This window comes from Microcoleus sp. ARI1-B5 (genome assembly GCF_036705795.1).
GTDB lineage: Bacteria > Cyanobacteriota > Cyanobacteriia > Cyanobacteriales > Microcoleaceae > Microcoleus.
The window spans coordinates 41806-67809 of the sequence record NZ_JAUBVK010000031.1; the positions used below are offsets into that span (position 1 = coordinate 41806).

The 26004-nt window shown below is 46.2% G+C and carries 19 protein-coding genes and 1 tRNA gene; 12 read left to right on the forward strand and 8 right to left on the reverse strand.

Annotated features, from left to right (window positions below):
* Window positions 1–187: 187 nt before the first annotated feature.
* Entirely contained in the window at window positions 188–1057 is an 870-nt protein-coding gene (locus QUB63_RS29095) for an alpha/beta fold hydrolase (protein ID WP_332948854.1), read from the reverse strand.
* Window positions 1058–1338: 281 nt separating this feature from the next.
* On the reverse strand, window positions 1339–2064 hold the full coding sequence (locus tag QUB63_RS29100; RefSeq protein ID WP_006631881.1) for a hypothetical protein: 726 nt from the start codon (window positions 2062–2064) through the stop codon (window positions 1339–1341).
* Between the two features lie 511 nt (window positions 2065–2575).
* Here QUB63_RS29100 and QUB63_RS29105 point away from each other — a divergent pair.
* The 6 genes from QUB63_RS29105 (at window position 2576) to QUB63_RS29130 (ending at window position 7461) form a co-directional block, all read left to right on the forward strand.
* Window positions 2576–3127 carry a GNAT family N-acetyltransferase gene (locus QUB63_RS29105; RefSeq protein ID WP_332948855.1) on the forward strand — a complete coding sequence of 184 codons (552 nt, stop codon included), beginning with the start codon at window positions 2576–2578 and terminating at the stop codon, window positions 3125–3127.
* 259 nt (window positions 3128–3386) lie between these two features.
* Window positions 3387–3460, forward strand: a tRNA-Pro gene (locus QUB63_RS29110).
* 7 nt (window positions 3461–3467) lie between these two features.
* Complete coding sequence (locus QUB63_RS29115) at window positions 3468–4448, forward strand: Tic22 family protein (RefSeq protein ID WP_332948856.1); 981 nt, start codon at window positions 3468–3470, stop codon at window positions 4446–4448.
* 361 nt (window positions 4449–4809) lie between these two features.
* Window positions 4810–5697 carry a peptide chain release factor N(5)-glutamine methyltransferase gene (prmC, locus tag QUB63_RS29120; RefSeq protein ID WP_332948857.1) on the forward strand — a complete coding sequence of 296 codons (888 nt, stop codon included), beginning with the start codon at window positions 4810–4812 and terminating at the stop codon, window positions 5695–5697.
* A 200-nt stretch (window positions 5698–5897) separates the two neighbouring features.
* Window positions 5898–6500: an L-threonylcarbamoyladenylate synthase gene (locus QUB63_RS29125; RefSeq protein WP_332948858.1), complete on the forward strand. Its 603-nt coding sequence runs from the start codon at window positions 5898–5900 to the stop codon at window positions 6498–6500.
* Between the two features lie 25 nt (window positions 6501–6525).
* Window positions 6526–7461: a sensor histidine kinase gene (locus tag QUB63_RS29130; RefSeq protein WP_332948859.1), complete on the forward strand. Its 936-nt coding sequence runs from the start codon at window positions 6526–6528 to the stop codon at window positions 7459–7461.
* Window positions 7462–7724: 263 nt separating this feature from the next.
* On the opposite strand, the gene QUB63_RS29135 is transcribed toward QUB63_RS29130, so the two are convergent.
* On the reverse strand, window positions 7725–8213 hold the full coding sequence (locus QUB63_RS29135) for a GNAT family N-acetyltransferase (protein ID WP_332948860.1): 489 nt from the start codon (window positions 8211–8213) through the stop codon (window positions 7725–7727).
* Window positions 8214–8601: 388 nt separating this feature from the next.
* The gene (gene hemB, locus QUB63_RS29140) at window positions 8602–9585 is read right to left on the reverse strand and encodes a porphobilinogen synthase (RefSeq protein ID WP_293258279.1); all 984 of its coding nucleotides are present in this window, start codon (window positions 9583–9585) and stop codon (window positions 8602–8604) included.
* Between the two features lie 259 nt (window positions 9586–9844).
* Here hemB and QUB63_RS29145 point away from each other — a divergent pair, with 259 nt between their 5' ends.
* A complete protein-coding gene (locus QUB63_RS29145; RefSeq protein ID WP_332948861.1) occupies window positions 9845–10837 on the forward strand; it encodes a DUF1517 domain-containing protein in 993 nt (330 codons plus the stop codon).
* Between the two features lie 329 nt (window positions 10838–11166).
* On the forward strand, window positions 11167–11721 hold the full coding sequence (locus tag QUB63_RS29150; protein WP_332948862.1) for a cyclic nucleotide-binding domain-containing protein: 555 nt from the start codon (window positions 11167–11169) through the stop codon (window positions 11719–11721).
* 299 nt (window positions 11722–12020) lie between these two features.
* Here the strand turns inward: QUB63_RS29150 and QUB63_RS29155 are convergent, their stop codons facing one another.
* Both QUB63_RS29155 and QUB63_RS29160 read right to left on the reverse strand, forming a co-directional pair.
* Entirely contained in the window at window positions 12021–12467 is a 447-nt protein-coding gene (locus QUB63_RS29155) for a hypothetical protein (RefSeq protein ID WP_332948863.1), read from the reverse strand.
* 362 nt (window positions 12468–12829) lie between these two features.
* The gene (locus QUB63_RS29160; protein ID WP_332948864.1) at window positions 12830–13600 is read right to left on the reverse strand and encodes a hypothetical protein; all 771 of its coding nucleotides are present in this window, start codon (window positions 13598–13600) and stop codon (window positions 12830–12832) included.
* Between the two features lie 840 nt (window positions 13601–14440).
* Here QUB63_RS29160 and QUB63_RS29165 point away from each other — a divergent pair.
* Both QUB63_RS29165 and QUB63_RS29170 read left to right on the forward strand, forming a co-directional pair.
* Window positions 14441–15139 carry a class I SAM-dependent methyltransferase gene (locus tag QUB63_RS29165; RefSeq protein WP_332948865.1) on the forward strand — a complete coding sequence of 233 codons (699 nt, stop codon included), beginning with the start codon at window positions 14441–14443 and terminating at the stop codon, window positions 15137–15139.
* 196 nt (window positions 15140–15335) lie between these two features.
* The gene (locus QUB63_RS29170) at window positions 15336–15968 is read left to right on the forward strand and encodes a 7-carboxy-7-deazaguanine synthase QueE (RefSeq protein ID WP_332948866.1); all 633 of its coding nucleotides are present in this window, start codon (window positions 15336–15338) and stop codon (window positions 15966–15968) included.
* Window positions 15969–16406: 438 nt separating this feature from the next.
* Here the strand turns inward: QUB63_RS29170 and QUB63_RS29175 are convergent, their stop codons facing one another.
* The gene (locus tag QUB63_RS29175; RefSeq protein WP_332948867.1) at window positions 16407–20270 is read right to left on the reverse strand and encodes an AAA-like domain-containing protein; all 3864 of its coding nucleotides are present in this window, start codon (window positions 20268–20270) and stop codon (window positions 16407–16409) included.
* Between the two features lie 98 nt (window positions 20271–20368).
* Window positions 20369–24115 (reverse strand): AAA-like domain-containing protein, encoded by a 3747-nt coding sequence (locus tag QUB63_RS29180; protein WP_332948868.1) that lies wholly within the window; start codon window positions 24113–24115, stop codon window positions 20369–20371.
* Between the two features lie 422 nt (window positions 24116–24537).
* Here QUB63_RS29180 and QUB63_RS29185 point away from each other — a divergent pair, with 422 nt between their 5' ends.
* Both QUB63_RS29185 and QUB63_RS29190 read left to right on the forward strand, forming a co-directional pair.
* Window positions 24538–25269, forward strand: coding sequence for a calcium-binding protein (locus tag QUB63_RS29185; RefSeq protein WP_332948869.1), 732 nt, complete (start codon window positions 24538–24540; stop codon window positions 25267–25269).
* A 489-nt stretch (window positions 25270–25758) separates the two neighbouring features.
* Window positions 25759–26004, forward strand: a 246-nt coding sequence (locus tag QUB63_RS29190) for a hypothetical protein (RefSeq protein WP_332948870.1), incomplete at its 3' end; no start/stop codon positions are given.

Genomic DNA, 26004 nt, shown 5'->3' on the forward strand with positions numbered 1-26004 from the left:
TCTAATGCCCCATCCCTCCGCAACGCTAGAGCCCAATGACCTGGGAAGGCCCATGACCTGGGAAGGCCCATGACCTGGGAAGGCCTGGGAAGGCCTGGGAAGGCCTGGGAAGGCCTGGGAAGGCCCATGACCTGGGAAGGCCTGGGAAGGCCCATGACTTGGGAAGGCCTGGGAAGGCCCATGCCCTTTAAGTGTGTTCTTTCAGAATATTTTGCAGGTAACTAGCCACTGCATCTGGCTGTTCCACCATTGCCAAATGGCCGCAATCGGGAAGCTGAAGCACATTTTCGCCACAACCTTGGAACATCCAGTGAAAGCTCGCTAAATGCAGCACGTATTTTGGTTCCATAATTTTGTCTTTAGTGCCGGCAATAAAATAAACAGGCTGCTTGAGTCGGGACACTATTTGTGGCAACAGGTGAATCTGGGCTTCGGTGGTGGAGTCCAACAAAGCCCCCAAAGCTGCCTCTGGATGGGCTGCCACGAAATCTCTCAAGCGCTGCCGTCCCCAGGAGGGGCCGATCGATCTTGCCACAGAATCGCGAGCAAACACGTAATCTGCTAACGGCAAGTGAGGCAGCCAGCGGGGACGCATTTTTACTAGCTGCTTGCCCACCGCTCGAAACCGCTCGAATTCTTCCTTTAGATAGATGCCGCCGCCTGCATTGATGCATACGACACCTTTAATGCGATCGGACAATTGGCTGGCTCCCCAAAGAGCGATCGTACCCCCGAGAGAGTGTCCCACCAGCCAAGCACTAGAAATATGGAGTTTTTCGAGTAAAATTTCCAAATCGCGAGCGTAAGCTGCGGGAGTGTAACAGGAATTTAGCGCTCCTTTGGGCCCGGGATGACCGTCGCCGTCGGCTTGAGAATCGCCAAACCCGCGCAAATCGTAAGTCAGGCACTGATAGTTGGGTGCCAAGCGATCGGTCAAAGGTTGCCAGTAGCGGCGGCTTAACAGCCAGCCGTGGACAAATACCAGAACCGGGGAAGTTGCAGTCGGAGCCGTCAAATCGCAAGCGTGCCGAACCCCTAGGATGTCGATGGTTGCCATAATTTTATCCTATCGAGAAATCAACACAGAGGGATCGGCAGTTCGAGTCGGGCGATCGGCTTAGTTTAACTTTGTCAGGATTAAGGCCAGGCATCGAGCAAAAACCCAGTTTCTCAACAGAAGGAAGAAAAGAAATGGCAGTCGGAAGAAAAAAGAAGGAAGAAGCAATAAAATCAAGGGTTTCAAAAATTAAGAACGTCCTAACCGTCAGGGCGGTTGCTAGGATAGCTGGTGAAACGCTGTTGTTAGAAACCGGGTTTCACGCCTAGTCAGCGCTATCCCTAAAATCGCTCGCCCAGCAATCTTTGTCGCACCCCCTCAGCGATTTTTTGCCCGAGATACTCGGGAATTAAACTTTCATTGGGCCCCAACAAGTAGAGAATCAGGCGAGTTCGCCCGCGCCAAACCAGCAAATTAGCATTTACCACCAACAGATCCTCTTGCCAGATGGCATACATAACTTTGTAAAAAAGTCCAGGCTGGTTATCTGCTTCAATCAGCAGAGCCGGCAAGTGGAAAACCGGATCGACGTAGAATTCAGTTGCCACATCCTCCAAACCCGCGTCTAAATTAAATTCCACCGCCAACATCTCTTCAACCTCAAAATGCCCGGCCAAGGCCTCTCGAACCGCCCTGCAGACGTTTTCGGCAGTTTTATCTGCCAGTACCTTGCCACCGCGAGATACCACCAATTTGATAAATACCAGCATCGGCGGGTAAATTTGACCGTAGAGACTCAGACTGTGAATCGTCAGCCCGTAGGCCGCCAGCACACCGAAAATATCGCTCAGTAGAAAAGACTGGTTCCGGTAAGCAAAATGCAGGGCACTTTTGTTACCTTCGGCTCTAATTTCGATGACGGCTTGCCGAGTTTTGTAAAGTTGGTAAGCTAATTTGAGGTTTTGCAGTTGGATTTCGCTGCTGACAAATTGCTCGTAAAACTGTGGAAACGCTCGGTTAAAGCGCTTGAGAAGTTCTAGTGTAGATGGTTTTAAACCCGAAGCCATAATTGAGGGGAAGGTGCGGGAGATATACTAGGTATTTACTCTCCCATGCCTTATGGCAATGGGATTTTCGATTTGACGATTCGACTCAAATTGTGCCCGTCTCCCAACTGAAAGCAGAAGTCTAATCTGTCTTGGAACCTATCACGAGAATGTCACGGTTGTGCTATTCCAGCGGTATTTCCCACCAAGCTGATAAGTTCCGGCGCGATCGGCGGCACTCAAAAGAAGCAATTCCCAAAATGCCTCTGTCCTAGTTGGGCAACAAATTTTACCAGAGAGAGCCGGTTGTCCGGGAACAGGCTAGCAGAACAGTTCTACCAAACTTGACGAGAATCAAAAAAAGCCCAGACTCAATGTTGGACGACAAATCCCTGTTTTCGACGTAAGATGAGTGTACCGTAAACTGTTGCTCAAGAGGCTACCCGCAATTCATCCCGCGCCGATCGGAGTGGGTTTATCTGTCGGGTTCTCTTTCTAGTCGTCCAACTTCTACTACCTTAACCGCGCCTGCATGGGTTTTTGGAAAAACTTATTTAGTAGTTCTGAGTCGGCCTCTGTACCCCAAACAGCGGAGTTTGAGGAAGATGTGGCTCTAGGGGACGGCGATCCGCTTTCCCCAACGTTTCGCAAACCCGCCAGCGGCAACGCTCGCATCTTTTTCAGTTGCGATCGGGACATTGACCTCTACGAACTCGAAGAACTCTGTAATGCAGTGGGTTGGTCCCGCCGTCCCCTGCGTAAAGTCAAAAAAGCTATTGTGCACAGCTTCCTAGTCGTCTCTATGTGGGAGATGCGGGGCAGCCAGCGACGGCTGGTGGGTTTCGCCAGAGCGACTTCAGACCATGCTTTTAATGCCACGCTTTGGGATGTCGTAGTTCATCCTGACTACCAGGGTAAAGGCATGGGCAAGGCACTGATGAAATACATCATTAAAAAACTCCGCAGTGAAGATATCAGCAACATTACCTTATTTGCTGACCCTCAGGTGGTGGATTTTTACCGAAATTTGGGCTTTATGTCCGATCCCGAGGGGATTAAAGGTATGTTTTGGTATCCAGATTAGCGAGCGAGGTGCCCGGAGGCGTTGATTTGTTGAGGACATTCAATATCGACGCTGCTAACACCTCCTCGCCCTTTGCGCTGCGGTCACTTATGCTTGGGTGTCTCCCCACAGCACAGGCCGCGCTGGATCTGCCAGTATTCTCAAGCCGGGCAACCTGAAAACAACTTCGGCCCAGCGGCATCGAGACCTAAAATAAAAAAAAGCTTGACAAGTCGGCGGTTTTGTGTGTTAATTGTTAAAGAGTGGCTAACTATCACACCGGGATGTAGCGCAGCTTGGTAGCGCGCCTGCTTTGGGAGCAGGATGTCGCAGGTTCAAATCCTGTCATCCCGATCGCACAATGTTAAATAATAGATTGAAGCAGCAACTGCCTGTGATGTTTGTATTTGGTCAAAATGTAAACATCAGAGGCAGTTTTTGCCGATCGTGTCAAGGCGCCAGTCTTTGCGTTAATGTGTTTCAGGATCGCGGATGGTGGAAAAACATGAAATCATTAGTTCGTTTGGGCGCAATATTGGGGATTGTCGGCTGCACTCTGCTGGGCCCCTCGTCAAGCAAGATGTCTGCACTGGCACTCCCAGTGCCGCAAATTTTAGAAAAGTTACGCCCGGTGCCGGTATTTACGATTACAGACGGTCAGGGGGCGTTTTTCATCGCTTCTGTTCCCAAGCAAGGTCAGGGCCAAACTGGTAATGCTTCGGTAGCGAGAATTTTCATCAGCCAGAAAGATGCTCAAGCTTTTGTGGATCAACTGAAAACGGGAAATCCTCAGTTGGCGGCGTCGGCGCGCGTGACGCTGGTGTCGCTGGGGGAAATTTATCGGATCGCTCAAGAAAATAAAGGCAAGCCGGATCAGTTGCTGTTTGCTTTTGTTCCGGCGGCGCAGCAGGTGCAGTCGGCTAAAACTGTACTTCAGCAGACTGGGCAACAAGTTAACGAGTTAAACGGTGTACCTCTGTTTTTGGCCAGAGGTGGCCCGGAAAATGGTTATTTGACGATTCAGCGGGGCGAGAAAGAGGAGCTTCCCTTGTTTTTTAACAAGGAGGACTTGCAGGAAATGGTCGATCGTTTTAAGCAGCAGCAGCCGAACATGACTACCACAATTAAGATTGAGGTGGTGAACTTGGAGAGGATTTTGGAAGCTTTGGGCACTGAAAATGACCCGTCTTTGAGCCAACTGATTTTGATGCCGTCGCGGGAGTCGCTGGAATATGTGCGATCGCGCCAACCGGCTGGTGCTGGCCAAAATCCACAGGCGGCTCCATCTCCAGCTCCAGCTCGACCCGCTGCATCTCCAGCTCCAGCTCGACCGGCTCGCTAATAGCCATTGGTCATAGGGCATTTGTCATAGGGCATTGGTCAAACAGGTCATTAGTCATTAGTCATTAGTCATTAGTTACGGACAGGATTTACCCGAAAATTGGTTTCATACGCTACTTAATAGCGGTAAGGTGCAGTAGGCATGGAACCCTACATAATTAGGTTTTGCGTTCGGGACTGAGTTAGTAGGTTGGATTTTTGGATTTCTCGACTCAAGCTACTATTTACCAATTCTCAATTCTCAATTGCCAATTCCCAATTACCAAGGACTACTGACCAAGGACTACTGACTAATGACTAATGACTGCTGACTAATGACTACTGACCTGTTTGACCTGTTTGACCAATTCCCAAAAAGTCTTATGTTTGTTTCTGGTTTAGAGCTTTGGCAGTGGGTAAATCAAGCTAAAGCTGAGGCGAGATCCTCTGACATTCCCAATTCAGAACTCGAGTGGCTGCTGCAAGAGCTGGCAGGTTTGGATAAATTGGCTCTGCGTTTGGAGTCGTTTAAAGATTTGCCAAAAATTGAATTAAAGTTGTCTTTATCAGAACTCGATCGATTGTGGCAGCGGCGCTTGCAGGAACGGGTTCCCGTGCAGTATTTAACGGGAGTGGCGCATTGGCGGGATTTTTCGCTCAAAGTAACGCCGGCGGTGCTAATTCCTCGTCCTGAAACGGAATTGCTGATCGATTTGGCTGTGGATGCTGTTAAAAACTATTCAGTTAATCCAACATCGCATTGGGTGGATTTGGGAACGGGCAGCGGGGCGATCGCGATCGGCTTGGCTTCTGAGTTGACAAATGCTAGGATTTATGCGGTAGATTGCAGTTCGGAAGCTTTGGCAGTGGCTCGACTGAATGCTGAAAATTTGGGTTTTGGATCGCGAATTAATTTTTATCAAGGTTTGTGGTGGGAACCGCTAGCATTTCTCAAAGGTAAAGTTAGCGGCATGGTGTCTAACCCGCCTTACATTCCCAGCAGCACGGTGCTGACTCTGCAACCGGAAGTTTTGAAGCACGAACCTCACCTGGCCTTAGATGGCGGTTTAGACGGCTTAGATTGCATCCGGCATTTGGTAGAAACGGCTCCCGATTATTTAGCATCTGGGGGAGTTTGGTTGGTTGAGATGATGGCGGGACAAGAAACGGCGGTAGCTGATATGCTGGAAAGTCACGGGAGTTACGGTGAAGTTCAGATATTTTCGGATTTAGCCGGAATCGATCGCTTTGCTTTAGCCTATCGTCTTTAGATTTCAAAAATATGCTGCAATTCTCAAATAGACTTGCATTGCATTGAGTCGCTCTCAATTCTTGAAATTATCTGCGTCGCTCCGCGTTGCATCTGCCTTGAAGGAGCGGTTGACCGATCGATTAAAGATGTATGCAATCCTGTATAATCTAAAATCTAAAATCTAAAATCTAAAATCTAAAATCTAAAATCTAAAATCGGATGACTCAAGTTTCGATCGACTCCTTGATTCAAGGGGCAATTTCTGGCAATCATATTGTCAGCTTTCCCACTGATACTGTACCCGCTTTGGCTGCAAAACCCGATCGCGCGGAGTTGATTTTTGCAGCTAAACGCCGCAGTCAAGACAAACCGCTGATTTTGATGGCAGCATCGGCGGAGGCTTTGTGGCCTTACGTGCAGGGGAGTCCAGCAGAGTTCAAATTGTGGCAGCAAGTCGCCGCATCCTATTGGCCTGGGGCGCTAACTTTGGTGCTGCCGGCTTCGCCGCTGGTGCCGGCTGCTATGAATGCCATCGATCGAACTACGATCGGAGTACGAGTGCCTAACTTTCCCCTTGCACTCCAGATTCTAGAGCACACAGGCCCTTTGGCTACTACCAGTGCTAATTTATCCGGCCAAGCGCCTCTGGAGTCGGTGGCAGAAATTGAGGCGCAGTTTCCCGAAGTCTTGACATTAGTTCCTGCTGAATTAGCAACAGCGCTAACAGCACCAACAGCTTCGAGTTTGCCTTCGACTGTGGCTAAATGGACTGGTGGCGGTTGGGAAATATTGCGACAAGGCGCGATCGAGCTAGAATGCTAAAAGCTAAACTCCAAGGCAAATTAATATGGCGCCGATCGGCTGGAGCGACTTGATATATTTAGGTATGGGACTGGGACTGGGTTTGGGAAGCAGTTTGATTTGGCGCCCGCGGCAAAAAAGCTCGCAGCAGCCAGAATCTCCGCCCCATGTGCCGCCAACTCCTCAAGAAAATGACTTAGAGAAGTTTGATGCCCTTTCCGAGCAACTTAAGCAAACTCAATTGGCTTATCAGATGGCATCGGAGATGAGTCTGTTTAAGGCTGGTTTTTTGGCTCGAACTTCTCACGAGCTGCGATCGCCCCTGAGCACTATGATTGGTACGCTGCAATTAATTCTCTCGGATTTGTGCGACGATCCTGCTGAGGAACGAGAGTTTGTCGAACAAGCTCACGTTGCAGCACTCAAGCTGGTGAAATTGATAGATGAAATTATCTCTGTTGCTAAAACTGAACACGGCACTGACAAGATGGACATTGAGCCGATTCAGTTAGCTAAGGTTTTTGATGAAATTGATGATTTAACTTACTTGCAAGCTGCCAATCGCAGCATTCGTTTGGAGATATTGCCGCCCGATCCGGGGATTTATGTATTGGCCGATTTGCCGAGGTTTAGGCAAGTTTTAGTCAATTTGGTAGATACTGCTATTGCTCAGATGGAGGAGGGAAGTATTTCTGTTTCTGCCCATTCTTCGCCGGAATCTGGATGCGTTCATATTTGGGTGGACGATCAGCGCTCAGTTAGTGCTTGGAGCGAATCTTGGGATTTGCTGAAGCACGATTTGGAGTCGGATGCTACTAAGAACAGCGATAATTCTAAGGTCTCTTCTGGCATGAGGTTGTTGATGAATCAGACTCTTTTAAGTTTGATGAATGGAAAGTTGGAAGTTCTGGCGGTGCCTTCTGAGTCGGAAGAGTCCAATTTTAATCGGACTCAGTGTTCTATTCCTTTGGCAAAGTTGTGATGAAGGAAGTTCGGCAACGGATGGGGTAAGGGATTTAACGGATTTAACGGATTAGACTTGCATTGCATAAATCTTTGATTGATATATCAACCGCAGATGTCATGCAGATCGACGCAGATAAACGCAGATAATTTCAATATATTTTGCGATTTTTGCAAGAAGTCTCTTGAACAAAGATCGGAAGAGGGAAATTATTGATAGGGAGTAAGGTGCGCATTGCGCACCCTACGTATTATAGATTTTGGTACAAGTTTTGTGCTTGTTTAGCAATTAGCAGTTAGCAATTCGCCCTTGCTAATTTCTAATTCGAGATTTTCTTCGAGAAGCTGATTTTCTAGTACCATAGTGGTGCTGGCGTTGTGCTGAAAACCGATGCGCTCGTAGAAGCTTTGTTTGTAAGTTGTCATCAGGTAAACTCGCTCTACTCGGCACATTCGAGGGTGACTCAAGACGGTTTGCACTAATTTGCGGCCGAGTCCTGCACCTTGGTAATCCGGGTGAATGGCGACATCCCAGATGGTGGCTCGATAGATGCCGTCTGAGGTGGCTCTGGCAAAGCCGATCGCCCGCGGGCCGTCCCAAACTGTCACAACGGGTTCGCTGTTGGCGATCGCAATTTCCCAATCTTCTATTTTGCGCGCCCTCGCCCAAAAGGCGGCGGCTTTAAATAGTTCTTGGATCTGTGCGATGTCTGCGCGATCGTGACCTGTGCAAAATTGAATGTGACTGGAATCCCTAGTCGTTGATGTCATGCTCAATATGCCTTCAAGTTTTATCTAAACTGTGTTACTTTTACTGTCTTGCAGGAGTGAAAGTTGATTTTGCTTGGGAACCCTCAATGATTGAATTCCCGATTTACAAAACTATTTTTATTCAGACATATTCTGTAACAGAATTCCGTAATTATTAATACTTTTTTGTATAAAGTTGGTAAAAAAGCTTTTGACTCAAAATTCGCCAGATTAGATGGCGGTTGAAACCGCTTCTATACAAGCGAAGTCCGCCTCTGCGGACTCAAGAAGATCGCGTAATTTTTACCTCCTTGTCTTCAACCCGCTCCCGGCGGGTGAAAGTTTGTATAGACCCAGTTTCAACCGCCCGGTATTCCGCTCCCAAACGTATTGGGGCATCACGAGTGAATCAGTTTTGCAACCAGCGGGCGGCGTCTTTGGCGTGATAAGTCAAAATCAAATCAGTACCAGCACGCTTGAATCCTGTCAAGGTTTCCATCACTACTCTTTCTTCGTCAATCCAACCGTTGAGAGCGGCGGCTTTCACCATCGCGTATTCTCCAGAAACGTTGTAAGCAGCAACTGGCAAATTAGTTGCTTCTTTGACGCGCCAGATAATGTCCATGTAAGCTAAAGCGGGTTTAACCATCAGCATATCCGCGCCTTCGGCAATGTCGAGAGCAATTTCTTTGAGAGCTTCGCGGCCGTTTCCCGGGTCCATTTGATAGGTGCGCCGATCGCCAAATTGCGGAGCAGAATCCGCCGCATCCCGGAACGGGCCATAATAAGCTGAGGCGTATTTTGCCGCGTAAGACATGATGGGAATATCTTCAAATCCAGCCGAGTCCAATCCTTCGCGAATTGCTCCCACAAAACCGTCCATCATTCCCGAAGGTGCAATAATATCTGCACCAGCTCTAGCTTGAGCAACAGCGGTTTTCTTGAGCAATTCTAGAGTCGGATCGTTCAAAACCCGGCCGCTTAAATCTCCGACTTCCAAATAGCCGCAGTGACCGTGACTGGTATATTCGCACAGACAAGTATCGACCATGACGATTAAATCCGGTACGGCTGCTTTAACTGCTGCCGTTGCTTTTTGGACGATGCCACAATCGTGCCAAGCACCTGTCGCGTCTGTATCTTTGTCTGCGGGAATGCCGAATAAAATAATCGCGGGAATGCCGAGGTCGTAAACTTCTTTTGCTTCTTCTACGATTTTGTCTACCGATAGCTGGTAGACTCCGGGCATCGATGTAACTTCTTTGGCAAAAGCTTCGCCCGGTACGGCAAATAGGGGGTAAATTAAATCGCTGGTTGTCAAGATATTTTCGCGTACCATCCGGCGGAGTTGGGGATGGTTGCGGAGGCGGCGGGGGCGGTGAGTTGGAAACATAATGTTTTTTTTACGGTAGATAAAGTCCTGCTTTCTAAGACTCGCGGCGTTTGTTTAAAAGTCTAAAGCTTATTGTTCGCCGATCGCCCCCCCGTTAGGTAAAGTTCTGTGAAAGCCTTGATGCTGGGAAAGCAGACTGAGATCTAACGGTGCTGGGATCGGTTGGTACGGATATCTCGCACGCTGCACACCTGCAACCGGGCTGCCCATAAGCGAGGATAGACTGTAAATTATAAATGTATCGAATAGTAACGGTCTTATGTACAAGCAACTAATTTCAAAGATGAAACCGCTTTTGAAATCACTATTTGCGATCGGTCTGGTACTGACGCTAGCCCTCGGTAACGCTGACGGAGCTCTGGCGGCTCGCAGCGGAGGACGGATCGGGGGCGGATCTTTTAGAGCTCCGGCGCGCAGTTACTCATCTCCGAGCCGCACTTACGCGCCGTCTGGAGGGGGTTACTACCCCGGCGGCTACGGAGGCGGATTTGGTGGCGGCTTTGGTTTCCCCTTCTTGCTGCCGTTTTTTGGCTTTGGGGGCGGGTTTGGCGGCCTGTTCTCGATTTTGATTTTTATTTCGATCGCGAATTTCCTTGTCCAAAGCTTCCGCCGCGCCGGGGGCGGAACCGACGAACTGGGCAACAGCGCCCCTACTACCACCGTATCTGTGGCCCGCTTGCAAGTTGGTTTGCTAGCAGAGGCCCGCAGTTTGCAAGGCGAACTCGACGCCCTAGCGCGCAAAGCGAATACCGATACAGCGGCCGGCCGCGCTCAAGTGCTGCAAGAATCTACTCTGGCGCTGCTGCGGCATCCTGAATACTGGGTTTACGCGGGCGCTGACTCTGTGCAAACTCGCTTGGAAGCAGCCGAAGCTAAATTTAACCAGTTTTCTTTGGCAGAACGCAGCAAGTTTACTGAGGAAACGCTCTCGAATTATAACAACCAGCTCCGCCAAGCAGGGAGCAACAAAAACCTGCCGGGTTTGCAGGAAAACGGGGCGCTAGTTGGTTCCGATCTCAATTCAGATCCTGGGGAATTTATTGTGGTGACGGTGATTGTCGGTACAGAAGGCAAGTTGCAATTGCCCGCAGTGAAAAACTCTGAAGATTTGCGCCAAGCTTTGCGCCAAATAGGGGGAGTATCGAGCGAACAGTTGCTGGCGGTTGAGGTGCTGTGGACTCCTCAAGCAAACGGCGATACTCTGACTGCTGATGATATGTTGGCTGGCTATCCTGATTTGCGATCGATTTAACGATCGACATGGGGCGCGGAGCGTTGTCTCCGGCGCCCCATGCTGCACCAAAGCTGTGGGGGCTAACCTGATTGGTTTTGAGACGGGAAGTTTGCAGGATTTTGTGGATGCCGATCGATTTAAAAAAGATTGTTCAACCAATGCTAGTATTGAGAGATTATGATTCAGTCTGGTTCATCTGCTATTGGGAAGGTCGGCCCTAACAGCATTTGGCCAAGAAGTTAGGCAGGATAAAAAAACTGTATTCAGCGAGGAGTGACTGCTTCGGAAGAAGTTGCGACCGCGCGCCCTCTAAATTTAATATAAAGAAGCGATCGGGAGCTAAACTTATGGCCGACAGCAGCAGAAAAAAAGCACTTTTTATTTTGAGCCAGTTAAATAACGACGATATCGACTGGATTGTCCAAAAAGGCAAAAAAGAAGTTCTCGCTCCCGGCGAGATTTTGATCTATGAAGGGAGACAGCACGATGCGCTATACATTGTTTTGAATGGGAGTATGAGCGTTTGGATCGAGGCACAGGAGAGTAAAGAACTCGCTAAAATAGGCAGCGGAGAACTTGTGGGAGAAGTTTCTTTTATTGACGCTCGCCCTCCTTTGGCAACGGTGAAGGCGATAGAAGAAACTCACTTGCTGGCAATTCCGAGGCGGCAGTTAGTAATCAAACTTCAACACGATATGGGCTTTGCTTCCCGGTTTTATTATGGAATTTCGCTCTGTTTGGCAGACAGGATGCGCGGTACGATCAGACATATAGAATACGGTCGCAATATTGAATTGGATCGACCAGAATTAGAACGGGAGGATATTAATCCAAATGTCCTGGAAAATTTGGCGCTAGCTCAGGCAAAGTTTAATTGGCTCAGGGAAAATGTTAGGGCTTAATTAATTTTAATGCGATCGCCATTGATGTAAACTCTTAAATCTCAAAACTGAAGCACTCCGACTTCAGAAACCGGGTTTTTTACGCCCATCAGCGGGCTGCAACCAGGTATTTTGGTTAAAAAACCAAGGTGATGGCCACCCGTGCATAAGTCCTCAATTCTCGGTCCCAGAAGTCGAAAGCAAAATAGGGGCTGGTTTTAGCGGAAAGATCGATCGACAATTCCCCTATCTAGAAAAACCCGCCCCTGGGCTTTGCAGTTGCAACCTCGCGCGCTGAGGTGCAACTACAACCAGACAACCTAGATAATTCCCGGCCCTTTGTGGCGGGTGTCTGCATCCATTGTCAGTTTGCCTTCCTCGCCTTTTTTATCTTTAATTTCTGCGAGAATGCGAGCGCGTTCTTGGGCTTCGGCTTCTTCTTTTGCTCTCAAATCGCCCGGTTCGTTGATGTACATTTCGGGTTCGATCGCGTAATTGTTAACCAGACCTTCCTTGTCTACTGTATAACCATCTGTCGTGTGAATGCTTTCGTCATCGGTTTGGTCGTCTGTTTTGGCGCTTTGCTGCTTCTCTTCGGTGGTTGTGTGCATGAAGTGAGAGCCTTCGCGTTCTTGCCGCGCTGCTGTCTCAGCAGGAGTAATGCCCCTGTCGTAGTGGGGGGCTTCCATATTAGCTTCGATTTGTTCGTCTGCCGGTGTTGATTTGCTAATTTGTTCGTCGGGCGGTGTTGGTTGGCGATTAGTCATGATTTATTCCTGAGTTATCTTTTCAAAAAGGTCTTTGGCTTATGTTTAAATATTAAGCCTAAGCTAGCTCATTCACAAACTATCTTTGGTTATAGTTTCCTGAAACTTGCTGTGATGTAAAACACATTTATTGAGTCTTCCTCAAGACTGATAAAGTTCTATTTTAATTGAAGATTTCACAGTCGGCGCTTCTTTGACATCTATCTAAAGGTAGGGAATTGGTAATGGGTAATCGGGAATTGGTAATTGGTAATCGGTAATTGGTAATTGGTAATCGGTAATTGGAAACTGGCGAAATGACTAATGACTAATGACTAATGACTAATGACTAATGACTAATGACTAATGACTAATGACTTGTTTTACGATTCTTTGAAGAAGCGGATGATTTCGCGGACGTGGTTGAGAAATTGTCCGTCCGAGGTGAGTTGGGCGATCGCACTTTCTGCATCTCTTGCCAGTTTAGTGTGTTCTGCCTGATTTGTCGATCGCAAATATTCTAGAGATGCCGCTACTTTAGTTAATTCTCTTCTGATAGCTTCCCGATCGCGCTCTTGGACAGCCGCCCACGAATTGGGATCGTCTGAATTTAATTGAGCGGCCAAATTTCTGACTGTAGATTCTAATTCTGCAAAGCGGGTGCGGAGTTCGACAATATCTTCGCGGGGGTGCAGAAATTGGCGGCGGATGGTTGTCAGCCGCTGGGCTAAATACTGATAACCTCGGATAGCTGGACGCAGTAGAGTTAACAGCAGTGCAGCACCGGAACTGAGATAGCCAACAGCACTAATGCCGGTGGCGGATAGGGCGTAAAGTGCGATCGCGCTAAACAGGTGAAGGGCGATCGCCACCAGGAGCGATCGGCTAGCTAATACAGTAACGTATTTTAGTTGTTCAGAATCGACAGCAATATTTTTTTTAGTAGATTCTGCACCTTGCGCTAACACTTCCTTAGCTTCAAAATGGATATTCCAGGGAACTGTAACTATCAGCAACAGCCATTCAAAAATAGCAATGGCAATTACCCAATCAATAAAACTCCCGGCGGGGACGTGCAGCCATTGCAGAATCGCAAAAACCAACAATAAAAATATGCCAGTGACGGCACCGAAACCTGCAAAACTATAATACATTGCGGTTGCCTTAGTGGAATGTTGTCTTGATTGTGGGTAAGTTGTTTAAGTGTGGAGGAATAAACTGTGACAGTTAAGGAATCGTCCGATCGCTCCCGGCTCATTAGTGATTAGTAACAGTCCCGGGCAACCGTTGCTCACAACCAAGTTTTTTCACAAAAATACTTGCTATGCCTCAATAGTAGAAACTTGTTTTGATTGTGGGCAGGTCGTGGAGGTGTGGAGAATAAGCTGTGACACTTAAGAAATTGTCCTAATTAACCCGGTTTATTAGTTATTAGTAATATTTCCGGGTACAAGGCTTGCCAGACGCCTGGTTTGTTTAAGAAAAATAAACGGTATTTAACCTCATTAAGAGTTAAATGAAACGGTTTATTTGTCAGGAGTGCGTAAGTCCTAAATAATTAGTCATTAGCGATTAGTTATCAGAATGAAGTCACCCTCCCCAACTCATACCATTTTTGATTTTCGCATTGAAGATTCTCGATTAAGAATGACTTACTGGATCGGGGTTTGGATCGCGGGTTCTTCAGTTGCATTCTTTTGTTAAACTGGCATCACCCACGGCGTAAGGCCTGGGGAGGAACGCAGCAATCTCAAAACCCTCCCCTCTCTCCACTTTTATTTTCCAGAGCGGCTAAATCGCCTGTAGCTGAGATAAACTGATGGGAAGGTCGATCGCGCGCGAGAGCAAGTAGCGTCTCTACAACCGAGACGGCGATACTCGAACCCGGGAGAAACAACAGCAAAATAGGTGTTAAAATTAACTCTACCGTCTCCGATTTCCAATAACTGCACGTCTACAATCTCAAATCAAAAGTCAGCAGCAAGGACAAACCGATGGCGAACTCAACTCTTGGTCTAGAAAATCAACTTTACGATTATCTGTTATCTATTTCTCTGCGGGAACCAGATATTCTCGCTTCACTGCGGGAAGAAACTGCTAAGCATCCTATGGGTATGATGCAAATAGCTCCCGAACAAGGTCAGTTTATGGAGATGCTGGTGCAGCTTATGGGAGCGACAAAAACCTTAGAAATTGGCGTTTTTACTGGTTATAGCTCGCTGTGCGTAGCTTTAGCGCTGCCTTCTAACGGTAAAATTATTGCGATGGATGTCAGCGAGGAATATACTTCGATCGCGCGACGCTATTGGGAAGCTGCGGGTGTCGCAAACAAGATTTCTTTGCAGTTGGGCCCAGCAATCAATACTCTCGACAAACTCATAGCCGAGGGACAAGCAGGAACCTTTGATTTTGCCTTCATCGACGCCGATAAAGAAAATTATGAGGCTTATTTTGAGCGATCGCTCCAACTGGTGCGGAATGGCGGTTTAATTGTAATTGACAACGTTCTGTGGTCGGGACGAGTTGCCGATCCTCAAGTACAAGACACAAGTACCCTCGCCCTTCGCAGTTTCAACGACAAGTTGCGCAACGATCCCAGAATTACTCTCAGTGTTGTTCCCATTGCTGACGGACTGACTTTGGCATTGAAACGCCGCTGGGCTACTATGATGGAGCCTGAAGAACAGAATTAAATAACTTAAATTACTGGGAACTTCATTAAGACTCCTCGAAACCGGGTTTTTATCTGCATTGAAGGCTGCGATACAGTATTTTCGTCCATCAACCCGGTTTCTGCCTACCCGTGCATCCAGGACTATACCAATTACTGATTACAAATTACAATTACTCAAAGTTATAACAAATATTATTAATTAATCTGAGGCGGAAATGCTGGGAGCAAATTTACAAGTAAAATTGCCGATTCACGAAACTTTTCAGTGTACGGTTCAAGGCGAAGGCTACTGGACTGGTACTTTAGTTGATTTTATCAGATTGGCCGGTTGTCCCGTGCGGTGTCCTTGGTGCGATACAGGCTACTCCAATGGTGGCAAAGGTTTGCCGTCGGTGCCGCAGTCGATCGCACAATTGCTAGATCAATTGCAGTCTCCGAGAGTTGTCATTACTGGCGGCGAACCTTTCATTCACCAGAATTTGCCGGAGTTAGTTGAAGCTTTGTTAGCAACTGACAAGCAAGTGAGTATTGAAACTTCGGGCGCTTGCTGGCAGGATGTTTCGCCGCTGGCTTGGATTACTCTTTCTCCTAAGCAACACGTCAATCCTAAATATCCGGTGCAAGAGATATTTTGGACTAGGGCTAATGAAATTAAATTGGTGGTTAGCACTGGCGAAGAAGTGGATTTTTATAGAAAATATTTTGTTGACAATGTGAATATCCCTGTATATTTGCAGCCGGAGTGGGAAAAGCGCGATCGGGCGATTCCGATTATTTTGGAGTTGCTGAAACAGCATCCGAGTTACAGGTTGTCTTTGCAAACTCACAAGTTTATCGGCGTCCAATAAACATCCCAAAATTCTGTAGGGGCGGGTTCACAAACTATCTATGAAACCTACAAATAATCTCATAAACCCGCCCCATCCCCGCCATTATTCACATCAACGTCTTATATCATGTCCAATCGATTACCATAATAAAAACGGATCTGTGCGGACTCCCTTCCGCAGCCGGAGAGCGGACTGAAGGGGGCAGGCGCGATCGAATAATCAGATTGTGGTCAATCGATAGGATACGATATTACTCAATAAATTAATGGTACATTTTTATTGTTTGTGGGGGCGGGTTTACAATATTATTCATTTTTATCATAAATGGTTGGTTAACCCGCCCCTACAAGCCCTGAATTTGGGAATGATTTATGCGATTTTTTTAAGGATCGCAGATTTGTGCGATCGCCCTTTTTTCAGGATAATTAGCAAGATAATTGCTCAGCCATAAATTATTTATTTACAGATTTTGCTAAATTTTATCGCCTCTTCAGGATAGGAAGCAAAGTAATCTTCCAGCCACAAGCAACCTTGACTGATAGAACGATCTAAATCAAATTCTAAGTTCCACAACTTGATAGTATTGTCAAGCCCACTAGAAGCCAGTGTTTTGCCATCTGGACTAAACATCACGCTGGTAACGCGGCCGAGGTGCCCTTCTAAAGTTGATATTTCCAAACCATTTTCTACATTCCATATCCTCACTGTACCGTCATCGCTAGAGGAAGCTAAAGTCTTGCCATCTGGACTAAAACTGATATTGCTTATATCAGATAAATGTCCTTCTAGGGTAAACAATAATTTGCCATTTTCTGCATTCCATAGTTTGACTCTACTGTCCCCACCACCAGAAGCTAAAATTTTACCATTTGGACTAAAACTAATGGTATTTGCCCAACCGCTATGAGCGGGAAAAGCCTGCGTTAAAGTAGCTGTTTTTAAATTTAATAGCATTATATCACCGTCAGAACAAGCCACAGCTAGAGCTTTTCCATCTGGACTAAAAGTTAAATCAGTGACAATACTGCGAGGTTCTTTAAAGGTTTGCAGCAACCTACCATCTGCTACATTCCAAAGTTTCACCGTACTATCAGAACTGCCAGAAACAAAGGTCTTTCCATCTGGACTAAAGCGAACGCTTCTCACCCAAGCACTATGACCGTTGAGAGTTTTTAGTAATTTACCATCTTGCACATTCCACAACTTAACTGTTTTGTCAACACTGCCAGAAGCTAACGTATTACCGTCAGGACTAAAACTTACACTTAGCACCTGGTCTTGATGACCATTAAGAGTTTGGAGTAAAGTGCCATTTTTCCTATTCCATAACTTTATTTTAAAGTCGTCGCTGCCGGAAGCTAACATATTACCATCGGGACTAAAACTAACAGTTTGAACATTAGCGCTATTTCCTTTAATCGTTTGCGGTTCCCTAACCTCTAAATTCCATAGCTTGATTGCACTATCAAAACTTCCAGAAACCAGAGTTTTGCCATCAGGACTAAAACCGATACTCTGAATTATCCCGCGATGTCCTTTGAGAAGTTGCGGTTCGATTCTGTTGTCGTTCATATCCTCTAAATTCCACAACTTTACGGTACTATCCGAACTGATAGTCGCTAGAGTTTTGCCATCTGGACTAAAAATTGCACTCCAGACAGCCCTGCGATGAGTTGGGAGGTTTTGCAGTAAAGTTTTATCTGCTACATTCCATAGTTTCACTATGCCTTCTTGATCGGTAGAAGCTAAGGTTTTACCATCGGGACTAAAACTGACACTTACGGTATTTACTTTATGACCTTCCAGAGTATTTACGAGGGTTCCATCGCCAATATTCCACAGCCTCACGGTTCTATCCCAACTTGTAGAAGCGAGAGTTTTACCATCGGAACTCAAACTAATATGGGTAACGGTACTGGTATGTCCTTTCAAAGTTTTGAATAACGTATGATCTGCTGTTTTCCACAACTTGATAGTACGATCGTGGCTACAGGAAGCGATTATTTTACCATCGGGACTAAAACTAACATTTGTTATCCAGTCATTATGAGCGTTAATAGTTTTAATTAAACGGCTATGCCTTACATCCCACAACTTAACCGTACCATCTTCACTACCAGAAGCCAAAATATTACCATTAGGATGAAAACTTATACTCGTAACTCTAGTAGTACGTCCGGTCAGGGTTGATATTAATCTAGCTGGTTTAGCATTCCACAGTTTTACCGTACCATCCTCGCTAGCAGAAGCAAAAATTTTGCCATCAGGACTGAAAGTTACACTTCTGATACCGCCACGATGACCAACGGCGCGATCGCGTTCTCTAACATGATATATTGCCTGTTGCAGCCCTCTCATTACCTGCAACTGTGTATCGTTGGTGGCTGATGGTTCTAATTTTTTCATCTGTTGCGCTGCTTGTAATGCTTTCAACAGTGCTTCAAAAGGATCGGAAACCAAAGCTGCTTTAGAGAATGAAGTTTGCAGGATTACTTGTTGTTCGGCGAGTTCTTGTTGGGCTTTTTTCACTTGTAATTGGATCGAGATTGCTGCGATTACAGAAATTCCCAAAACTACAGAACCGATAGCCATGATGCGGGTAGCCCTGCGCTTGGCTTGAGTAAATTCTACTTTTGCTTGTTGTTGAGCTGAAACTAAGGTATTATTCGCCTTAGCTAATATCTGACCTTCTTCTTCTTTAACAGCTAAAGCCTGTTGTACTTCTCGCTTTTCCAAATCTTGAGATGCTGCTAAAAAGCGGTAATCCAGATGGCTCAAATTTTTATCGATCGACCATTCCAGAGCTTCTTGCAAGGCATTTCCCCGCAGCAGCCGCGAATTGTCCTCAAAATTGGCAGCAGTCCAAGCATTAAAATTTTCTGCATAAGGCCGCAGCTTTCCTAATTGTTTTTCCACCCATTCTAGATTGAAAACTTCTGCATAAATCCGGTTGTAAACTTTTAATTTTCCCTGCTGTTGCACGACTAAACCTGATAGTCGCAATTCTGTTTGTTCGGGACTGCCATCGGCAAGAACCCCCCCCAGCCCCCCCTTGCTAAGGGGGGGAGCAAGAGTAGCATTTAGCTCCTCCTTGCTAAGGGGAGTAAGAACCCCCCCCAGCCCCCCCTTGCTAAGGGGGGGAGTAAGAACGGCATTTAGCTCTTCCATGCTAAGGGAAGATTCACCAGCATTTAGCCCCCCCTTAGTAAGGGGGGCTTGGGGGGGGTTTCCGGTTATTTCTTCCTTGCTAAGGAAAGATTCCTCAGTATTGAGCCCCCCCTTAGCAAGGGGGGGTTGGGGGGGTTGAGAGGGTTGCACGGAAGCATTTAGCCCCCCCTTAGCAAGGGGGGGTTGGGGGGGGTTTGCGGATTCCAAAATTTGCTGGTAAAGCCCCAACAACTGTCCGGCTTTTTGCTGATTTCTCAAAAGTCGATCGCGAATAGTTTTCAAATGTTCGGGCTCATCCTGAGATTCCCAATTCTCCACAATCCGCAACTGCACCACCTGTTCAACCGATCGCAAATTTCCCAATGCTGATTCCTCAAGCAGCAACTTGCACAACTTTTGCGTCAAAAAAGGTTGTCCGCCTGTCCAGTCTAGAATTTGGGCGATCGCGAATTGGGGATTGCTCACCTTTGGCGTCAAACCATCGGTTAACGGTTGGACTTCGTGAAGTTGGAAGCCGTTGAGTGCGATCGGTCTACCAATATTAAATGGTGTTTGGGTTTTATCCGCAATCAAATCCGAAGGAGTCGCCACTCCCAACAAAGCAAATGTGAGACGCTGATATTTTGGCTCATCCACTCGTCGGTTATAGAAAAACCGAATTAAAGCAAAAAAATCATCCAGGGAAAAACTCAGGCTCAAAACACTGTCAATTTCATCAACAAAAATCACAATATTTTGTTCAATTTCTACTAATAAAACTTCCTCAATAAACAAACTAAACCGCTGCACGGGTGACAATAATTCCCGCTGCTCTTTCCACCAAGTCCGCCATTGAAATTTTTTGCCAAGCTGATAGCTGCTTACCAGAGATTGGACAAGTCCGGCGTACCACTTTTCTGCCGTTACATCTTCCTTCCCAATTCCGGTTAGGTCAATAAAAGCACAGAGAAACCCTTCCGCTTGCAGTCTTTGCATCGCCCGCACCCGCAAACTAGATTTGCCCATTTGCCGCGAATTCAGCACGTAACAAAACTCACCGGCCTTCAAACATTCGTAAAAGTCCAAGTCTGCTTGCCGCATCACGTAACTCGACGCATCTGCTGGGAGACTCCCGCCAATCTGATATTCATAACTAACTGGAATTTTTTTCATCGCCAGCACCAAAATTGAGCCTTGATTATACGATAACTGCCTTACAATTACCCATTACCCATTACCCATTACCAGTGTCTTGTAACTAGCAACTTGAGTTATTTACAGATTTGGCTAAATTTTCTAGCCTCTTCGGGATGAGAAGCAAAATAATCTTCCAGCCACAAACAACCCCGCCCGATTAAACTATCTAAATCGCGGTCTAAATTCCACAGCTTCACGGTACCATCAGCACTAGCAGAAGCTAAAGTTTTGCCATCGGGACTAAAACTGAGACTCATCACTCTGCGGCTATGTCCTTTGAGCGTTTGGATTTCGGTTCCCGATTCAATATTCCACAGCTTTATTATGCCTTCTCCAACCGCAGAAGCTAAAGTTTTACCATCGGGACTAAATGTAACGCTTCTGACCCAAGTGCCATGTCCTTCCAGAGTTTTTCGTAAAGTCTTATCAGCGACATTCCACAACTTAATGCTACCGTCAGCGCTAGTAGTTGCTAGCATCTTGTTATCTGGACTAAAACTAAGACTTGTCACCCAACCCCCGTGGTTTGGACTGAAGAGTTGATTGCCATTTTCTACATTCCACATCTTTACGGTGTTATCAGCACTACCAGAAGCAAGCAGCTTCCCATCTGGACTGAAACTAACAGTCAAAATATTGCCGCGATCGCCTGTTAATGTTCTGAGTAAAATGCCATTTTCCGCATTCCATAATTTTACCGTGCGATCGCTACCACCAGATGCGATAATCTTGCCATTGGGACTATAACTAACGCTCTTAATTTTGTTGCCATTATCTGGAAAACTTTTCAGCAACATCCCACTTTCCACATTCCACAACTTCAACGTACCGTCATCGCTAGCAGAAACCAGAATCTTGCCATCAGGGCTAAAACTAATACTCCAAACATGGCTGCTATGACCTTTGAGAGTCAAAATTTCCTTGCGATTTTCGACATTCCACAACTTGACTGTATAATCAGCACTCGCAGATGCCAAAATTTTACCATTCGGACTAAAACTGATACTCAAAACAGCTTTACGATGGTTTGCTAAAGTTGAAAATCGAGCCGTTTCTAAAGCCCACAATTTGATGCTGTTGTCGTTAGCACCGGAAGCGAGAATTTTGCCATCTGGGCTGAAACTAACGCTCATTACCTTGGCATTATGACCGCTGAAAGTTTGTAGTTGAATCCCCTCTAAATTTTCGACATTCCACAGTTTGACCAAACCATTTTCACAGGAGGATGCCAGAGTTTTACCATCAGGACTAAAATGAACATCCAAAAGCACTCCCCCATGTCTGAAGGCTTTGATTAACTTGCCATCTTCTAGATTCCATAACTTGATTGTACCGTCTTCACCGACAGAGGCGAGAATTTTGCCGTTGGGACTAAAATCGGCACTTCTAACAAGGGGGCGATTGTGTTTGAGGGTTTTTAATAAAGTTCCATCGGGGACATTCCACAACTTTACCGTACCATCCTGACTGGTAGAAACGAGAATCTTACTATCGGGACTAAATTTAACGGATGTTGCCCAACGGTTATGGGCTTTGATATTTTTTAATTCAGTTCGATCTAAGGCATTCCACAATTTCACAGTGCCGTCAGAACTAGAGGAAGCCAGCATCTTACCATCAGGGCTAAAACTCACACTTCTCACCCAATCTTTATGGGCTTTAATTGTTGCGATTAACTCGCCAGTTTCTACATACCAAAGTTTGAGCGTGCCGTCATCGCTGGCAGATGCAAGCATCTTGCTATCGGGACTAAAACTAACGCTCCAAACATTACCTTGATGACCATAAAGAGTTTGCCGCAGTTTTCGATTTTGGACGTTCCACAACTTTACTGTAAAATCCTCCCCCGCAGAAGCAAGAGTGTTACCATCTGGGCTAAAAATGACTTTTCTAATGTTAGCTGCATGACCTTGCATTTGATTAATTTCTCTAACGTTATAAACTGCTTGCTGTAGCGCCACGATCGCCTGTTCTTTTAAATCATTTTTGACCGCTCCATATTTTTCTAATTGCTGGAGTTTTTGTGTTCCCTTTAGTGCTGCTATGAGTGCTTCAAATGGATTTAATTCAAACGTTGTTTTTGAAGTAAAAACGTCTAATTCTACTTGTTCTTGGAGCAGCGAGCGCTCGGTTTTTACTAATTGTACTTGGATCGCCACTGCGGCGATTAAAGATATTGCCAAAATTCCTGAACCAATGCCAATAATTCTTTTGGCTGTGCGTTTGGCTTTGGTTAATTCAGCGGTTGCTTGTTGTTGTGCTGTGGTTAAAGTATCGTTGGCTTGAGCTAATATCTTACCTTCTTCTTCTTTAACGGCTAAAGCTTGTTGAACTTCTAGTTTATCTAACTCTTGACTAGCCGCTAAAAAACGATAATCGAGCGGACTTAAACTTTGATTGTTTGACCAATAAACTGCATCTTGTAAGGCTTGCCCTCGTAAAAGTCGCGATTCATCTTGATAATTGGAAGCTACCCAAGCATTAAAAGCCTGGGAGTAAGGACGGAGCTTTTCTAATTGTTTCTCTACCCACTCCCAATTAAAAACTTGTTCGTAAATCCGGTTGTAAACTTTTAATTTTCCCTGCTGTTGCACGACTAAACCTGATAGCCGCAATTCGGTTTGTTCGGGACTGCCATCAGCAAGAACCCCCCCCTGCCCCAAGGGGGCTGAGTCATTCTCACTTGCGCCATAGTCCGCCTGGGGTTGAAACCCCTGTCTCATAGCTAAAGTCCTCTGAAGAGGACTATCAATCAATCTTTTAGTCGTCTGAAGACGACTTGAGCTATAAGAGGGGGACTTAAGTCCCAGGCGGGTTTCAGGAGAATCTAAAGCCCTGCTTGATAAGGGAGATTGAGAGGGGTTCGCGGATTGCAAAATTTGCTGATAAAGCCCCAATAGCTGCCCGGCTTTTTGCTGATTTCTCAAAAGTCGATCGCGAATAGTTTTCAAATGTTCGGGCTCATCCTGAGATTCCCAATTCTCCACAATCCGCAACTGCACCACCTGTTCAACCGATCGCGAATTTCCCAATGCTGATTCCTCAAGCAGCAACTTGCACAACTTTTGCGTCAAAAAAGGTTGTCCGCCTGTCCAGTCTAGAATTTGGGCGATCGCACTTTCAGGATTGACAACTTGCCCCTGCCAACCATCAATCAAAGGCTGCACTTCATTAATCTGAAAACCGCTTAAATTTATCGCCTTACCAATATTAAAAGGAGTTTGAGTTTTATCAGCAATCAAATCTGAAGGAGTCGCCACTCCCAACAGCGCAAAAGTCAGCCTGCGGTAGAGAGGCTTGTCAACCCTTTGATTGTAAAACCAGCGAATCAGAGCAAAAAACTCATCTGCCGAAAAGTTCATGCTCAAAACGCGATCGATCTCGTCAATAAAAATAACAATATTTTGGGGAATTTCAACTAAAACCACTTCTTCAACAAACAAACTAAACCGCTGGAGTGGCGAAAATAAGTCCCGGCGATCGCGCCACCAACTCCGCCAATTAATTTTATTGCTTAGCTGGCAGCTACTCACCAAAGAATTAATCATTCCCGCATACCATTTTTCGGGAGTGACATCTTCCTTACCAATCCCAGTTAAATCGATACAAGCGCAAACAGTACCTTCAGCTTGCAGCCGGCGCATCGCCCGCACCCGCAAACTAGATTTGCCCATTTGCCGCGAATTTAAAACGTAACAAAACTCGCCCGCTTTCAAACTTTCGTAAAAATCCAAGTCCGCTTGTCGGGTGACGTAACAGGACGCATCGGCTGGGAGACTCCCGCCTAGATGGTATTCATAACTAAATGGAAATTCTTTCATCTTTGCTTGCCCCAAAATCGATACTCAATTGTACGATCGCAAACCTGACTGTGTAGAGATTTACCAAAAAACCTGACTTTTGCTGATTTTTAGGACTTACGAACCGGCAGTCAGAAACCGGGTTTTTTACGATAATCCTTGGTTAGAGCCGACAGATTAGGTAAAAACCCGGTTTCTTTGGTCTGATGCCTCAGTCCTGATTTTGATGGTGCTTTGTCAGGCTGCACCTGATTTTTTCCCGATAAATTCATAGCCGGAAGTTATTTATCAGTTCCTATAATACCTGATTTTATCACCATTGCCGTTCAATAGTTTTAGCAAGAAACTGATAACAGAAAGCGAAAGGTCGAGCAAACAAATACAAGCAGCAACCATTCCTTCTAAATAAATCAATTAGTTTGAAATACAAAGGAGCAACTGAAATGGCAAATATCAACGGCACCAAATTCAATGACAACAATACTGTCAACGGCGACGGTAAGTTGCACAAATCATTAGTGGGAACCGATTCGGAATGGCAGCAAAGTCCGAACGGGCCAGTATTAACGCTTGGCAATGATGTAATCCACGGCCTGGAAGGCAATGATATCATTTACGGTCGTGGAGGGAGCGATCGCTTATACGGCGACAGCGGTAACGATAACATCTACGGCGGCACTGGCAACGACTATCTGGATGGCGGCAATAACAACGACAACTTATACGGGGGCACTGGCAACGACAAGCTGTATGGTCAAGCAGGCGATGACACTCTCATAGGCAACACTGGTAACGACACTCTCAGAGGCGGTAGTGGCAAGGATTACCTTAACGGTTTCGGCAGTGGCAAGGAATACGATATCCTCACTGGCGGTACTGAAGCGGACACATTCGTACTAGGCCAATCCGTCGAGGGCCAGTACCCAAGCGTTTACTACCTCGGAAATGGTTATGCCACAATTACGGACTTCAGCTTAGCCCAAGGTGACGTAATCCAAATCACAGGTAATTTTGCAGAGGGTTACTCGCTTGGGTTAAACAACTGGGGAGGTGCTGCTACGCAAGACACTGGTATCTTCTTCAAAGGTGATTTAATTGGTGTCGTGCAAGACCAAAATATTACCAATCTTAGCCCCGCTCAGGTCTTCATCTCCGCACCTCACATTGTTGGCTAATTAATTGCCCAATAGAGTTGTAGATGAATTGTAGGTTGGGTTTGACGATCGTCAAACCCAACGGGGGAACCCCCAAGAGCATGAATGAATGCTAAATAGCTTTGTGCGATCGCCCTTTCAGTTGACAAAAAACTGAGGGCGATTCCTTTGTCTTTTCTTGATGCTATCTGTTGGATACTCTCGCATCGGAAGCCCGCACCCAAATCTAGACTTGATTGTACGATAGCCGCTCTGACTGTCTAGAGGTTGACTAGGAAACCTGATTTTTTAGGATTTTTATGAGGCTCGATCGGACTGCACCTGATTTTTCCCTATAAATTCAGATACTCACAAGAGCGATCGATTCTTCTAATACCTGATTTTATCACCATTGCAGGTCGGGATTTTTAGCACGAAACTGAGAACAGAAAGCGAAAAGTGCAGGACATAAATACCAACACTTATCACTTTAGCCAACTCCAGAAATAGTCATAAATAGGAATTACTCCCATGACAGAACTTAGAATTATCACCGACGCTCAAGTTTCTACTGCTACCTTCCATTTTCTTGAAGACTTTACCGATGTTCCTCGGCCCGACCCCGATGGCAACCCCAATCCCAATAAACCGCGTTTCATTGAAGACTTTACCGATGTTCCTCGGCCCGACCCCGATGGCGACCCCAATCCCAATAAACCGCGTTTCATTGAAGACTTTACCGATGTTCCTCGGCCCGACCCCGATGGCGACCCCAAT